The sequence below is a fragment of the Paenibacillus sp. PvP094 genome, assembly GCF_040546835.1.
Lineage (GTDB): Bacteria > Bacillota > Bacilli > Paenibacillales > Paenibacillaceae > Paenibacillus > Paenibacillus illinoisensis.
Genome location: NZ_JBEPOM010000001.1, coordinates 2,861,719 through 2,875,000 on the forward strand (window position 1 = coordinate 2,861,719; position 13,282 = coordinate 2,875,000).

18 protein-coding genes and 2 pseudogenes (1 of these 20 cut by a window edge) are annotated in these 13,282 nt (G+C 45.7%); 18 read left to right on the plus strand and 2 right to left on the minus strand.

Annotated features, from left to right (window positions below):
• The first annotated feature begins 48 nt into the window (after positions 1 to 48).
• From ABIC22_RS13090 to ABIC22_RS13165, 16 genes and pseudogenes are all read left to right on the plus strand, one after another.
• Entirely contained in the window at positions 49 to 693 is a 645-nt protein-coding gene (locus tag ABIC22_RS13090; protein ID WP_095293409.1) for an adenylate kinase, read from the plus strand.
• A gap of 4 nt (positions 694 to 697) precedes the next feature.
• On the plus strand, positions 698 to 1,450 hold the full coding sequence (gene map / locus ABIC22_RS13095) for a type I methionyl aminopeptidase (protein WP_127540943.1): 753 nt from the start codon (positions 698 to 700) through the stop codon (positions 1,448 to 1,450).
• Between the two features lie 10 nt (positions 1,451 to 1,460).
• Positions 1,461 to 1,769, plus strand: coding sequence for a KOW domain-containing RNA-binding protein (locus ABIC22_RS13100; protein ID WP_095293407.1), 309 nt, complete (start codon positions 1,461 to 1,463; stop codon positions 1,767 to 1,769).
• Positions 1,770 to 1,772: 3 nt separating this feature from the next.
• Complete coding sequence (gene infA / locus ABIC22_RS13105) at positions 1,773 to 1,988, plus strand: translation initiation factor IF-1 (protein WP_017692098.1); 216 nt, start codon at positions 1,773 to 1,775, stop codon at positions 1,986 to 1,988.
• Positions 1,989 to 2,138: 150 nt separating this feature from the next.
• Positions 2,139 to 2,252: a 50S ribosomal protein L36 gene (gene rpmJ / locus ABIC22_RS13110; protein WP_003333770.1), complete on the plus strand. Its 114-nt coding sequence runs from the start codon at positions 2,139 to 2,141 to the stop codon at positions 2,250 to 2,252.
• A gap of 20 nt (positions 2,253 to 2,272) precedes the next feature.
• A complete protein-coding gene (gene rpsM / locus ABIC22_RS13115) occupies positions 2,273 to 2,641 on the plus strand; it encodes a 30S ribosomal protein S13 (protein ID WP_095293406.1) in 369 nt (122 codons plus the stop codon).
• A gap of 19 nt (positions 2,642 to 2,660) precedes the next feature.
• Complete coding sequence (gene rpsK / locus ABIC22_RS13120) at positions 2,661 to 3,056, plus strand: 30S ribosomal protein S11 (RefSeq protein WP_017692100.1); 396 nt, start codon at positions 2,661 to 2,663, stop codon at positions 3,054 to 3,056.
• Positions 3,057 to 3,192: 136 nt separating this feature from the next.
• Entirely contained in the window at positions 3,193 to 4,137 is a 945-nt protein-coding gene (locus ABIC22_RS13125; RefSeq protein ID WP_024633566.1) for a DNA-directed RNA polymerase subunit alpha, read from the plus strand.
• A 34-nt stretch (positions 4,138 to 4,171) separates the two neighbouring features.
• Positions 4,172 to 4,537, plus strand: a complete 366-nt coding sequence (gene rplQ / locus ABIC22_RS13130; RefSeq protein WP_017692102.1) for a 50S ribosomal protein L17 — start codon at positions 4,172 to 4,174, stop codon at positions 4,535 to 4,537.
• Between the two features lie 158 nt (positions 4,538 to 4,695).
• Positions 4,696 to 5,469 carry a tRNA pseudouridine(38-40) synthase TruA gene (gene truA, locus ABIC22_RS13135; protein WP_354485955.1) on the plus strand — a complete coding sequence of 258 codons (774 nt, stop codon included), beginning with the start codon at positions 4,696 to 4,698 and terminating at the stop codon, positions 5,467 to 5,469.
• Between the two features lie 204 nt (positions 5,470 to 5,673).
• Positions 5,674 to 6,111 carry a 50S ribosomal protein L13 gene (rplM, locus tag ABIC22_RS13140; RefSeq protein WP_127540947.1) on the plus strand — a complete coding sequence of 146 codons (438 nt, stop codon included), beginning with the start codon at positions 5,674 to 5,676 and terminating at the stop codon, positions 6,109 to 6,111.
• Positions 6,112 to 6,130: 19 nt separating this feature from the next.
• Positions 6,131 to 6,523, plus strand: a complete 393-nt coding sequence (gene rpsI / locus ABIC22_RS13145) for a 30S ribosomal protein S9 (protein ID WP_056697740.1) — start codon at positions 6,131 to 6,133, stop codon at positions 6,521 to 6,523.
• Positions 6,524 to 7,143: 620 nt separating this feature from the next.
• Complete coding sequence (locus ABIC22_RS13150; RefSeq protein ID WP_354481314.1) at positions 7,144 to 7,836, plus strand: phosphoadenylyl-sulfate reductase; 693 nt, start codon at positions 7,144 to 7,146, stop codon at positions 7,834 to 7,836.
• 121 nt (positions 7,837 to 7,957) lie between these two features.
• Positions 7,958 to 8,083, plus strand: a pseudogene (gene sat, locus ABIC22_RS13155) (sulfate adenylyltransferase); the annotation flags it as partial.
• Positions 8,084 to 8,151: 68 nt separating this feature from the next.
• Positions 8,152 to 8,907, plus strand: a complete 756-nt coding sequence (gene cwlD / locus ABIC22_RS13160; RefSeq protein WP_354481316.1) for an N-acetylmuramoyl-L-alanine amidase CwlD — start codon at positions 8,152 to 8,154, stop codon at positions 8,905 to 8,907.
• 79 nt (positions 8,908 to 8,986) lie between these two features.
• Positions 8,987 to 10,087: an Mrp/NBP35 family ATP-binding protein gene (locus ABIC22_RS13165; protein WP_354481319.1), complete on the plus strand. Its 1,101-nt coding sequence runs from the start codon at positions 8,987 to 8,989 to the stop codon at positions 10,085 to 10,087.
• A 113-nt stretch (positions 10,088 to 10,200) separates the two neighbouring features.
• Here ABIC22_RS13165 and gerD read toward each other — a convergent pair.
• A pseudogene (gene gerD / locus ABIC22_RS13170) lies at positions 10,201 to 10,981 on the minus strand (spore germination lipoprotein GerD).
• 125 nt (positions 10,982 to 11,106) lie between these two features.
• Here gerD and ABIC22_RS13175 point away from each other — a divergent pair.
• Positions 11,107 to 11,724 carry a KinB-signaling pathway activation protein gene (locus tag ABIC22_RS13175; protein ID WP_127540958.1) on the plus strand — a complete coding sequence of 206 codons (618 nt, stop codon included), beginning with the start codon at positions 11,107 to 11,109 and terminating at the stop codon, positions 11,722 to 11,724.
• 141 nt (positions 11,725 to 11,865) lie between these two features.
• Here the strand turns inward: ABIC22_RS13175 and pdaB are convergent, their stop codons facing one another.
• Positions 11,866 to 12,642, minus strand: coding sequence for a polysaccharide deacetylase family sporulation protein PdaB (gene pdaB, locus ABIC22_RS13180; protein ID WP_110756607.1), 777 nt, complete (start codon positions 12,640 to 12,642; stop codon positions 11,866 to 11,868).
• 121 nt (positions 12,643 to 12,763) lie between these two features.
• Here pdaB and ABIC22_RS13185 point away from each other — a divergent pair, with 121 nt between their 5' ends.
• Positions 12,764 to 13,282: the 5' portion of a stage II sporulation protein M gene (locus tag ABIC22_RS13185; protein ID WP_127540960.1), read on the plus strand. The gene runs 99 nt beyond the window's last position; the window shows 519 of its 618 coding nt (coding positions 1-519); its start codon is at positions 12,764 to 12,766; its stop codon lies beyond the right edge, outside the window.

Here is a 13,282-nt window from a genome sequence, read left to right on the forward strand (position 1 = left end):
ATTGTGCTGTTTGTTGATGTAGGGTAGTCTTGGAGGGAGTGACATAACGTGAACATCCTATTCATGGGCCCTCCGGGGGCAGGAAAAGGAACGCAAGCAGACGTCATCGTGAAAGAGTTCGGTATTCCCCACATTTCAACAGGCGATGCATTTCGTCTGGCGATTAAGCAGGGAACTCCCATTGGCCTGAAAGCCAAGGAATATATGGATCAAGGATTGCTTGTACCAGATGATGTAACCATCGGCATCGTTGAAGAACGATTGCAGCAGCCTGACTGCAGAGAAGGTTTCCTCTTGGATGGTTTTCCAAGAACCCTGTCTCAAGCAGAAGCGCTTGATGGCATCCTGGACCGACTGAACTCAGGTCTCGATCATGTAATCAACCTGAAAGTGGACCGCGACAAATTGCTGGCTCGTTTGACGGGTCGTCGCATTTGCAAAAACTGTGGCGCCACTTATCATGTCGTATTCAATCCGCCTAAGCAGGAAGGTATTTGTGATAAATGCGGCGGCGAGTTGTACCAACGCTCGGATGATAACGAAGAGAGCGTAGGAACCCGTCTTGACGAATATATCAACAAAACAGCACCACTCCTCACGTTTTATGAGAACAAAGGTCTTCTTCGTCAAATGAACGGAGAACAGGATATTGATCAAGTCTCTCAAGAGATCGTGTCCTTACTGCGAGGTTAATTGAATGATCATTGGTAAGTCCGAAACGGAACTGGGCTTGATGAGGGAAGCAGGGAGAATCGTTGCGGAAACGCATCGTCTCTTGGCAGAGCATATCGCTCCCGGTATTACGACTGGAGAACTTGACCATATGGCCGATCAATACATCCGCAGTCAAGGAGCTGTGCCGTCTTTCAAAGGTTATAACGGTTTTCCTGCCAGTGTGTGCGCTTCAGTAAATGAAGAGTTGGTGCATGGATTTCCCGGCAAACGCAAGTTGAACGAGGGCGATATCGTTACGTTTGACATTGGCGCGCAGTACCAGGGGTATCATGGAGATTCTGCCTGGACTTATCCGGTCGGCCGTATTTCCGAAGAAGCCCGTCGTCTTCTGGACGTTACCGAGGCTTCGTTATACGCAGGTCTGGCGCTGGTTAAACCGGACATTCGCTTGTTTACTATATCTCATGCGATTCAGAAATATATTGAGGATGCCGGTTTTTCGGTAGTTCGGGAATATGTCGGTCACGGCATAGGAGCGGATCTGCACGAAGAACCCCAAATTCCGAACTATGGTCTTCCTGATCGGGGACCACGGCTTAAAGCGGGCATGGTGCTGGCCATAGAGCCGATGGTTAACGCAGGTAGCCGGTATGTGAAAACGTTGGAAGATAACTGGACTGTCGTTACTGTTGACGGATCGTTATGTGCCCACTTTGAACACACCGTAGCAGTTACACCAGATGGCATGGAAATTTTCACAAAACTGAATGCGTAGGTGATGAGGCATGAATAATCAGTCTAATCCGCAGCTCGGTCAACTTGTGAAGATCCGTAAAGGCCGCAATGCGGACCAAGCCGCGGTAATTGTTGCTATAGCGGACAGTAGGTTCGTGTATATAGCGGATGGAGACAAACGTAAGTTTGATCAACCCAAGAAGAAGAATATTCTTCATCTGGAGCTCCAGCCGATGATCAGCAGCGAGGTTGTAAACAGTTTAAACGAGAGTGGTCGGGTGACAAACGGAAAGCTCCGCTATGCGGTTCATTCGTTTCTGGAATCCACCAACATTCAAGCTGAAGAGAAAGGAGACTGACTAATGGCCAAGGAAGATGTCATTGAAGTGGAAGGCACGGTTCTTGAACCGCTGCCGAATGCAACATTCAAGGTTGAGCTTGAGAACGGTCATCAAATTCTCGCTCACGTTTCCGGCAAGCTGCGGATGCACTTTATCCGTATCCTGACTGGTGACAAAGTAGTTGTTCAGTTATCGCCTTATGATCTGACAAAAGGACGTATAACTTACCGTAAATAGTAGTAGACAGTTGCAATGAACTGTGAAGCTTGAAGCGGGTTTTGCCCGGCAAAACTTGCGAAAGCTTCGAAGCCGGTTTTACAATGGTAAAACGAGGTCAATGCTTACGAAGAGAGTTTTGCTAAGCAGAACTTTGAGGAGGTAATTCACATGAAGGTAAGACCTTCGGTCAAACCGATTTGCGAAAAATGCAAAGTCATTCGCCGCAAAGGGAATGTTATGGTTATCTGTGAAAATCCGAAACACAAACAAAAACAAGGTTAATGAAGGGGGTGTAGCGTAAAATGGCACGTATAGCTGGTGTGGATTTGCCACGTGATAAGCGCGTTGAGATCGCCTTGACTTATATTTTCGGAATCGGTAAAACGACTTCCCAGAAAATTCTGAGCTCTACAGGCATCAATCCGGACACTCGTGTTCGTGATTTGACGGAAGATGAAGTCAGCAAATTGCGTGAAAGTATCGACAAAGAGGTCAAAGTAGAAGGTGACCTGCGTCGTGAAATCTCTTTGAATATTAAACGTTTGACGGAGATCGGTTGTTACCGTGGAGTTCGTCATCGTCGTGGTCTGCCTGTTCGTGGACAACGTACGAAAACGAATGCTCGTACTCGTAAAGGTCCTCGTCGTACAGTAGCGAACAAGAAGAAATAATAAGGGGGGATAAGAGAAAATGGCTAAACCGAAAAAAGTCGTACGTACTAAACGTCGTGACCGTAAAAATATTGAATCTGGCGTGGCACATATCCGTTCCACTTTCAATAACACTATCGTTACCATTACGGATCCTCACGGAAACGCAATTTCGTGGGCAAGCTCCGGCGGCCTCGGATTCAGAGGTTCCCGTAAATCGACTCCGTTTGCTGCACAAATGGCTGCTGAGACTGCTGCCAAAGCTGCAATGGAACATGGGATGAAAGCCGTTGAGGTTATGGTTAAAGGACCAGGCGCAGGCCGTGAAGCAGCGATCCGCTCTTTGCAAGCTGCAGGTCTGGAAGTTAACCTGATCAAAGACGTAACTCCAGTCCCACACAACGGATGCCGTCCTCCAAAACGTCGTCGTGTCTAATGAGATTTGCCCCTGCGTGTGGTATAAATCCAGCACAATCTGCTAATAATGGTTGTTTAGGCATACTACTACATGTTTTCGCAAGAGAAGGTAAATGTTTCATAGAGGACCGACGTTTTGAAGGAGGGGTATTGCAGTGATTGAAATCGAAAAGCCGAAAATTGAGACGGTTGACGTCAACGATGATGGCACCTATGGGAAATTCGTAGTAGAACCGCTGGAGCGCGGATACGGAACGACGCTTGGAAACTCGCTTCGCCGAATCTTGCTCTCGTCACTGCCGGGTGCGGCAGTGTCTTCGGTTCAAATCGATGGCGTTCTGCATGAATTTGCTACAGTTCCTGGCGTAATGGAAGATGTAACGGAGATTATTCTTAACCTGAAAGCTTTGTCGCTTAAAATTCATTCGGATGAGGAGAAAGTGCTCGAGATTGATGCTGAAGGCGAAGGAGCAATCACGGCTGGAGATATCCGTGCTGATTCCGATGTGGAAATCCTTAACCCGGATCTGCACATTGCTACGCTCGGACCAGGTTCGAGACTTCACATGCGTATTTTTGCCAATCGCGGTCGCGGCTACGTCCAGGCAGATCGGAATAAACGCGATGACCAGCCGATCGGCGTCATCCCAGTCGATTCCATCTTCACCCCGATCAGCCGCGTTAACTACGCTGTGGAAAATACGCGTGTTGGCCAAGTAACCAACTATGACAAGCTCACGTTGGAAGTTTGGACAGACGGAAGTATTCGTCCTGAAGAGGCTGTAAGCCTCGGCGCTAAAATTTTGACCGAGCATTTGATGCTCTTCGTGGGTCTTACAGACGAAGCGAAAGATGCTGAGATCATGGTCGAAAAAGAAGAAGACAAAAAAGAAAAAGTACTCGAAATGACGATCGAAGAGCTGGATCTCTCTGTTCGTTCCTACAACTGCCTGAAACGTGCCGGTATTAATACTGTGCAAGAGCTGACTACGAAAACGGAAGAAGACATGATGAAAGTCCGTAACCTCGGACGCAAGTCTTTGGAAGAAGTTCAAGAGAAGCTCGAAGAATTGGGTCTGGGACTCCGTACAGAAGAATAGACAGCTGAGTGCTTGAAGTGAAGGAGGGAAAACAATGGCATACCAAAAGTTGGGCCGTAATTCCAGCGCGCGTAAAGCTTTGTTCCGTGACCTGGTAACCGACCTGTTCTTGTACGAGCGCATTCAGACAACTGAAGCGAAAGCAAAAGAGGTTCGCTCTATTGCTGAAAAACTGATCACTAAAGCGAAAAAGGGAGATCTTCATGCCCGTCGCCAAGTGGCAGCTTATGTTCGCCGCGAAACTATCGATGGTGAGCAAGATGCAATCCAAAAACTGTTTAGCGAATTGTCCGGTCGTTACGCTGAGCGTCCAGGTGGATACACTCGTATCCTTAAACTGGGACCTCGTCGTGGTGACGCAGCGCCTATGGTTTACTTGGAACTGGTTGACCGCGCGTAAAACAGATGAGATGAGGAAAGGGGACAGAGTCGTTGATTCTGGATTAACCCTTTTTTTCACTTCATTTCGGAATTCGTGCTGTAATAGAAGCTCCGGAAGGGGCTTCTTTTGCTGTTCGGGGTAGGGTATGTATAGTATGGAACAAAGGTGTGGTAATGATGCGCAACTTGTGCATGACGCTTGCTTATGATGGCACTGCTTATTATGGCTTCCAGGTACAGCCGGGGGGGAATACGATTCAGGATCATCTTGAAGATGCCATTCATGCATTGACAGGTGAGACGGTCAAGATAACGGGGTCAGGTAGAACTGACGCGGGTGTTCATGCTCGCAGGCAGATCTTCAACTTTGCTACCGAATCTCAAATCCCGATTGAAAGATGGTGTATTGCACTTAATTCTAGATTACCCTCTGATATTGTTGTTATTGATGCGATAGAGGTACCGCTTGAGTTTCATTCTCGCTATGCAGCGAAAACGAAGACGTACCGCTATACGATCAATGCAAATCAATTTCCGGATGTATTCAACAGAAGGCTGCAATATCATCATCATGCCAGGTTAGACGTAACTGCAATGCAGGAGGGGCTTCGTCATTTTATTGGTACGTATGATTTCACCTCCTTTGCTTCTCGCAAGTCTCAGAAAGACAATCATATTCGTTCGGTATACGACGCATGGATAGAGGTTGACCGTTCAATGTGCAGAGATCATCCGCGCGATCAGGGAGTCATTCATATTTATGTGAGCGGCAACGGCTTTTTGCAGCATATGGTTCGCATTATTGTAGGTACACTGCTGGAGATCGGAGAGGGCAAACGGAAAGCCTCTGATGTACCGAATATGATTGCCGCATGTAATCGCTCTGCTGCAGGACCAACTGCGGTAAGTTGCGGTTTAATGCTCTGGGATCTTGAATACAAAAAAGATTAAATTTGGTGAGTGAAAAGGTTAATTAACACTTGCGATTTAATCTCCTATCATGTAATATAAAAGTTGTGTTTTCTTAATGGCTTTCCCACAGCCCCAATTAAGAGGGTCACATCGTAACAACTATCCATCAACACCTAAAGTTATCACTTAATGAACGAAGATAAATGAAAATGAGATTTTGAACATTTTAAGGAGGAACTTTTCATGCGTACAACGTACATGGCGAAGCCTAACGAAGTTGAGCGCCAATGGCACATCATTGATGCCGAAGGCAAAACGCTCGGACGTTTGGCGAGCGAAGCAGCTGCTTTGATCCGCGGCAAACACAAGCCACAATTCACTCCACATGTGGACACTGGCGATTTCGTAGTTATCATCAACGCTGAGAAAATCGTATTGACTGGTAAAAAAATGCAAGACAAGAAATACTACCGTCACTCGATGCACCCAGGTGGTTTGAAAGTAACTTCTGCAGAAGATATGGTTAAAAACAAACCGGAACGTATGTTGGAATTGGCTGTTCGCGGTATGCTTCCTAAAACTCGCATGGGCGAAAAAATGAAGCTGAGACTTAAAGCGTACAGAGGCACTGAGCATCCACATGCAGCACAAAAACCAGAAGTTTACGAACTTCGCGGTTAATTAAAAGGAGGACAGTTTCATGGCACAAGTACAATACTATGGGACAGGTCGTCGTAAACATTCGGTAGCTCGTGTTCGCCTTGTACCGGGTGAAGGACGCATTGTCATCAACAAACGTGATATTAATGAATACTTCGGTTTGGAAACACTCAAACTGATCGTAAAACAACCACTGACTTTGACAGAAACGCTTAGCAACTATGACGTTTTGGTTATCGCTCATGGTGGCGGAATCTCCGGTCAAGCTGGAGCAATCCGTCATGGTATCTCCCGCGCTCTGCTCAAAGCAGATCCGGAATACCGTGCTTCCCTGAAAAAAGCAGGATTCCTGACTCGTGACCCACGGATGAAAGAACGTAAAAAATACGGTCTCAAAGCCGCTCGTCGCGCTCCTCAATTCTCCAAACGTTAATATGTATTACAAGCCTCTGGCCTCGGCCAGAGGTTTTTTGTTGCCTATAAAACGTGGATTAGTTGTTCCAAGGATTGCTCAAACAACAATTTCTCATATGTATATGATCTAACATGGCTTATTTCTCATCTTAGATTTGGCTGCAGATAGATCATTCCAGACAGGGTTATACGAGACCCCAATCATCAGTTTTTCTTATGAATTCAATAAAAGTCACTTACATGTATGCACAGAGAATTCAAATTTTTTCATGCACGGTTGGTCCCTTTGCATCTCATATTTGGTCTTAGCACAAGCATTATCATTACGGATTTTAGTACAGTTTAATGCAGATAACCCTATAGGGACAAAGGATTTCACGATTAGCATAGCAAATTGGACTCTAATGCCTTCTTTCCTGCTTAAGTTAATTGCAATGGATTCATTTGAAGAGAACCTAAAGAGAATCTAAGTATTCACAAAATGATTGGTAATCCACTCACAAAAATGGGCTGCGAATGAATCATTTTACCATGTGGCAGGCATTGACATCCCCCCTGAAAGATTTATACTATACATAATTCTTATTAGATTGGTCGGCATTAAAGTTTTCGGTAAAAGCAGAATGGGGGAAATTCAGAATGAACTTGTTGGAAAAAGAAAATCTTGCTCGGACGAAAGCAGAAGAATTGGAAAACGCAAGCCCTGAGGATATTATCCGTTACGCTGTTGAGACATTCCCAAATATCACTTTTGCATGCAGCTTTGGTGCGGAAGATGTTGTACTTGTAGATATGCTGCAGAAGGTAAGTCCATCTACGGATGTTTTTTATCTCGACACTGATTTTCATTTCAAGGAAACGTATGAGACTCGTGATCTTATGAAAGAGAAATACAATATGGATTTTGTGCGTGTCTCTCCCAAAATTACGCCTGAAGAGCAGGCGGCCCAACATGGAGAGGAATTGTGGAAATCGGATCCTAATGCTTGCTGCAATATTCGCAAGGTTGAGCCGCTGACACGTATTCTTTCCAAGTATGATGCATGGATCACGGGAATTCGCAGAGATCAAGCACCGACTCGTGCTAATGCGAAGAAGGTGGAATACGATACGAAGTTTGGACTTATGAAATTTAACCCGATCGCTCATTGGACTTCTGAGGATGTGTGGGAATATATTCGGGCCAATAACGTTGTATATAACCCTCTCCATGATCAGAACTATCCGAGCATTGGTTGTGAACATTGCACCCGTCAAGTTATGCCAGGTGAAGATCCGCGTGCAGGACGATGGTCCGGTAATGATAAAACAGAATGCGGACTTCATAAATAAAGTATTCGAAATAGCGTGAACATCCTTTAGACCTTAGATCATAGCTTTGAACATTTCTCTATCGAACCTCCACTATGAAGAGAATTTAGGGGGCTGACAAAATGACATCGCTTCTGCCTCTATGACGTTATCCGGTATAAAAGTACGTGGTCAGCTCCGTGATGGAGAGTACCCGCCACCAGAATTTACTCGTTCTGAGGTAGCTGAAGTGTTGATTAAGGGAATGGCGGAGCAAGTCCGCTCCTAACGGTATATTTGTCCATCTTGTCCCATATAGATGATTAGAGTCATTTATAGGGACGAGGTGGTTTTTTTATGCGTAAAAATATGGGGAAGCATTTTGTGGTATGGATCCGGTTGCGTACAGTAAAGCGTGTGCTGCTAAGCCTCTGTCTACTTGCGATGTTGGTGGCTGTGGTGACGTATGAACTTCCTTCATCGAAGACGTCCGGATATTGGGGGCTGCCGCTAGCAGGTAAAGTCATTGCGATCGATGCAGGGCATGGTGGACCAGACGGGGGGGCTGTGAGCAAGCAGGGGGTCATCGAGAAGGATATCAATTTGTCGATTGCTTTGTATGTACGGGACTATCTGCAGCAAGCTGGAGCACTGGTGGTCATGACACGAGAGATTGACACAGATCTTGCAGAGGCAGATACCAGAGGATATTCCAAACGGAAGACAGAAGATCTCAAGCAAAGAGTAAGACGAATTGAAGACAAGCAGGCAGATCTGTTTATCAGCATTCACATGAACAGTGTCCCTTCGAACCGCTGGAGTGGCGCACAGGTCTTTTATACACCCAACCACCCGGACAATGAAGGCTTGGCCAATCTGTTGCAGCAAGAGATGATCCGTAATCTTGAAAATACAGATCGAATTGCAAAAACGGTAAATACCGTATATCTGCTTCAAGCATTGAAAATTCCGTCTGCTCTCGTAGAAGTTGGTTTCTTATCTCATCCGGATGAGGCACGTCTTCTTGCCGATGAAGCATATCAGCGTAAAGTAGCCGCTTCCATCTATAATGGAATATTGAGGTATTCCTCGGGGGAACGTCCCAAAAATTAGTTACAAAGAGAAGGAGAATGTTATAATTAACACAGCATACCTAATTACATGCCAATAGATAAAGCTGAGGTGCTGTCTGATGATATCAAAAGAACAGATACTTGAACTATTGCAACCTTTACAGGAACCACAATTGGGAGTGAGTCTGACCGAGCTTCAATGGATTCGTGATGTCATGGTAAAAGAAAATCATGTGGCACTGACCATTGTTACATTGGACAATCAGACTGAGGATACAACTGCTCTTAGTGATGCCGCACGTAACCTATTGTCTCAACATGGGATTCAGGATGTACATATACGCCTGCGTGCAGCATCAGAACATGAACGAGAGAGTGTGAATGCAGGACAACCTGGGAATGAGCAGAATGACGAAGAAGTGCTTGTAAAAGGCCACGCTGCAGGTTTGGATGGTCATGAGTTATTAAGCCCTGAATCGGGTGTTCGCTATATTGCAGTAGCAAGTGGCAAAGGTGGGGTAGGTAAATCTACAGTCACAGTGAATCTGGCTGCTGCCCTCGCTCGGCAAGGTAAAAAAGTTGGATTAATTGATGCGGACATCTATGGTTTCAGTGTACCTGATATGATGGGGATTGAAGAATACCCAGTTGTAGAGGATGGAATCATTCAGCCGGTCGAGCGTTTCGGTGTGAAAGTGATGTCGATGGGATTTTTCATTCGTGAAAATAACCCTGTAATCTGGCGTGGTCCCATGCTGGGTCGCATGCTGCGTCAGTTCTTTACAGATGTAAATTGGGGAGAACTGGACTACATGCTGCTTGATTTGCCTCCAGGCACAGGTGACATAGCCCTGGATGTGCATCAAATGCTGCCACAGAGCAAGGAGATCATCGTGACAACGCCGCACGCAACAGCAGCATTTGTAGCCGCGAGAGCGGGTGCAATGGCGATTCAGACCGAGCATGAGCTGCTGGGTGTGGTAGAGAACATGGCTTATTACGAATGTGGCAAATGTGGAGAGAAAGACTATGTCTTTGGTCGTGGGGGCGGTGGACGTCTTGCGGAAAGCCTGCACACAGAGCTGCTCGCACAGATTCCTCTCGGTTCACCGGACAATCATCCATCGGAGCCTGATTTCTCGCCATCTGTATATAAGGCTGATACACGCATCGGTGCCATATACGATGAAGTAGCGCAGACAATTGAGACTAAGTTTTAGCATATTGAAAAAATCAGCACAACATCAAAAAGCCTGCATCCATCGGATGCGGGCTTTTATAACGTATAACATGGTTCCGTTCCTGAAATCAGGATTAACTGTCTCGACAGGGATTATGATCCTCCTCCACTTCCGGAGTCACCACCACTTCCGCCATCTCCACTGTCGCCGCCGCCACCACCTTCACCTTCTTGGCCACCGCCGCCGCCCTCCTGCTGTCCGCCTTGTTCTTGACCGCCGGATTCAACTTTTGGTTGCAGTTCTTCCTGTACTACTTTTTTGAGCAGCGTGAGCACTTCCATCCGAAATAGCGGATTCTGCATGACTTCTTGCATTACGGTCATGGTCTGTTTACGATACTCTGGGGTTTTGGTCATGTCCATAAACATTTTGGACACTTCCGGTGATTTCATGATATCCCCAACCGATTTCTGATAAGTGGGATCTTTAATCAACTGCATATGCAGCTGCTTGCTTTGTGAGTTAATGGCTTTGGCAAATTCACTTGCAAATTGTGGATCTGTCATGATTTTCTCGAATTCCTTTTGGTACTCGGGAGCCGTGATGGTATCTTTAACAGCAATACGTATTTGTTCTGAAGATTGCATGGGCATTAACATTTTCATACCGATGGTTCCAGACCCGCCACCCGATCCGCCGCCACTTTGTTCGGAATCTCCACCTTCGCCGCCACCCCCCGGAGGAACTTTGGCCAGTTAAAGCTTCTTCTACAGCCTTCTTGCCTTCATCACTTTTCAGAATATCCACGACCATCGTTTTCATCTCTTTATAACTGCCCTGAGGAGGCGAAGAATTCTGATCTGAACCGCAGCCGGCAAGCATGACGGATAGCCCCAATACGGCGCAGCTTAGCTGCCACAAAGGCCGTTTCATGTGCATAACCCCTCCTTGATTAGATACTGCATGTAGTATGTGATGGGCAAGCACTAAATATGTTGAATGGTGATGGTTTTTTGCTGAGAAGGTTGGTAAAATAAACTCTCGGGGGTGGAAAACATTTGAATTTACGTAAATGGTTTTTCCTATTTTGGACAGCCTTACTTATCGGAGCAGCCGGATCGCTAGTAACAGGTCTCATTATGATGCTGGTGAACGGGGAGAGAACGAACGGAATTATCGATTTTCTGCTGTATCTCCTGATTTTATTTGGATCAGGGGTGATGATTAGTGTGTATTCTCAGATGGGTTTTTTCGCTTACTTGATACTGAATTATATGGGCAAAGGTGTATTTCCGAAACGCGGATGGCAGATCGTTCAGCTTGTTTTAACCGTGCTCGCTTTACTTGACGTCATGTTTTTGCGTTTGTTCGTCGGAGGCGGACGAGAACGTCTGTCCGATATCGTACTTGGCATCATTATTTTGGCAGCTGCAATTGTTACCGCTTACGTGAAAGTGAAAAAGACACATATTTCGGCAATGGTCCCAACGCTCTTTTTCATGATTGCAGTAACCGTGGTGGAGACGATCGGTGTGCTCCGAATTGATGTAAATGCCGCTACCACCTTTATTGTGGTCCCGTTGCTGGCATGTAATGCATACCAAATGCTAATATTACATAAGCTGGTGGATGGTTCTGCAGAGCAGGCGGTGAACGGGAGAACGGAGCAAGCATAAGGAAGACCGCTACTGAGGATTTTTTAATAAAACGCGAAAAAGAGCTAACCTGGTTAGCTCTTTTCATTTATGCTGCCAATGTGATGCCAAACCTTCAGAATGGAGTATACAGCCTATAGTTAACCGTAAATCTTGTGAGTGTTATTGAGCACTGGCTTGATCTCGGACTTCTGTACCCTTGGCACTGGAATGATTCAGCAGTTCGGAGACTGTTACGAATTCATACCCCTGGTTTCTTAATTTATCGATAATGACTGGCAGTGCTTCATGAGTTTGTTTGGAAGAATCACTCGCATGTAGAAGTACGATATCTCCAGGGTGCGCTTTGCTGACTACCCGATCTACGATGGTTTGTACACCTGGATTCTTCCAATCCTGTGAGTCGGTATCCCATTGAACGACCTGGTAGTTAAGACTGCTGGCTACTTGAAGTACGCGTTTGTCAAAATCCCCATTGGGCAGACGAAGCAGATTCGGTTCTTTTCCCGTTAAATCGGTTAAAATGCTATGAGCTGTCGAAATTTCCTTGCGAATTTCTTCTTCGGTCATGCTGCTGTAATTATCGTGCTTATGTCCGTGGCTGCCAATTTCGTATCCCGCTTCCTTGATGGAGGTTACAATCTCGGGGTGTGTTTTGCTCCAGGGGGAGGATAAGAAGAAGGTAGCCTTCTCTACTTTGTTATCCTGCAGCACTTTAAGGATTGGTTCCGTGCGCTTATCGCCCCAGCTAATATCAAATGTAAGTGCAATTACTTTTTTCTCTGTGGGTACGTTGTAGACAGCCGACGGTGCATCCTCCGAGAATACTGAAACATTGCCGCTTTCCAGATAAATAATCCCGATAGCAAAGACGGCAGCAGCCAGCACAATCAGGAAACGTTTAATCTTTTTGCCGCTAAATACATAGAACGAGTTCATTTCAATAAGCGCCCCTCTCCCATAAGAAATGCTTGTTTACTCTCCAATGTATGCTCGTACAGCGCAGTTATTCGCATGAGAAATTTGTTTGTCCATCAACTTCAGTCATTAGGAGGTTATCATGTTAAAATTCAGTACATTTCTAAGGGATCTGGGATCCATTCGTAACGCATTAATCTGGTCGGTCATATTGTTTGTTGCAGGGATAGGAGCTGGATGGGTAAGTACAGGTCCACTGCAGGACATATTATTGAACCAGATAGGCGGACTTCAAGAGGTAAGCAGACAGCTCGAACAGAGCGGAAATGTGCAATGGAATTTCTTTATCTTTATCTTTTTTAATAATGCCATCAAGAGTGTGCTCGTGATCTATGCAGGAATTTTCTTTGGAATATTGCCTGTTATATTTTTAGTAATTAACGGAATGGTTATCGGTTTTCTAGTGCATATCACCACAGATAATGGAGCCAGCCTTTTTGATATCGTGGTAAAGGGACTTTTACCGCACGGAATTATAGAAATTCCCGTCATTATCATTGCCTGTGCTTTTGGTCTCAAGTTTGGGGGACTGGCATCCAGAAGCCTCATTGAACTTGGAAGTGCCAAACGTCAGGGGTTAGGAAAACAGTGGGAGACTTTT

Coding starts and splice junctions, on each gene's coding strand:
- infA (WP_017692098.1), top strand. CDS start 1,773: ATGGCCAAGGAAGATGTCATTGAAGTGGAAGGCACGGTTCTTGAACCG.
- truA (WP_354485955.1), top strand. CDS start 4,696: ATGCGCAACTTGTGCATGACGCTTGCTTATGATGGCACTGCTTATTAT.
- pdaB (WP_110756607.1), bottom strand. CDS start 12,642: ATGAACTCGTTCTATGTATTTAGCGGCAAAAAGATTAAACGTTTCCTG.
- ABIC22_RS13165 (WP_354481319.1), top strand. CDS start 8,987: ATGATATCAAAAGAACAGATACTTGAACTATTGCAACCTTTACAGGAA.
- map (WP_127540943.1), top strand. CDS start 698: ATGATCATTGGTAAGTCCGAAACGGAACTGGGCTTGATGAGGGAAGCA.
- cwlD (WP_354481316.1), top strand. CDS start 8,152: ATGCGTAAAAATATGGGGAAGCATTTTGTGGTATGGATCCGGTTGCGT.
- rplQ (WP_017692102.1), top strand. CDS start 4,172: ATGGCATACCAAAAGTTGGGCCGTAATTCCAGCGCGCGTAAAGCTTTG.
- ABIC22_RS13150 (WP_354481314.1), top strand. CDS start 7,144: ATGAACTTGTTGGAAAAAGAAAATCTTGCTCGGACGAAAGCAGAAGAA.
- rpmJ (WP_003333770.1), top strand. CDS start 2,139: ATGAAGGTAAGACCTTCGGTCAAACCGATTTGCGAAAAATGCAAAGTC.
- rpsI (WP_056697740.1), top strand. CDS start 6,131: ATGGCACAAGTACAATACTATGGGACAGGTCGTCGTAAACATTCGGTA.
- rpsK (WP_017692100.1), top strand. CDS start 2,661: ATGGCTAAACCGAAAAAAGTCGTACGTACTAAACGTCGTGACCGTAAA.
- ABIC22_RS13100 (WP_095293407.1), top strand. CDS start 1,461: ATGAATAATCAGTCTAATCCGCAGCTCGGTCAACTTGTGAAGATCCGT.
- rpsM (WP_095293406.1), top strand. CDS start 2,273: ATGGCACGTATAGCTGGTGTGGATTTGCCACGTGATAAGCGCGTTGAG.
- rplM (WP_127540947.1), top strand. CDS start 5,674: ATGCGTACAACGTACATGGCGAAGCCTAACGAAGTTGAGCGCCAATGG.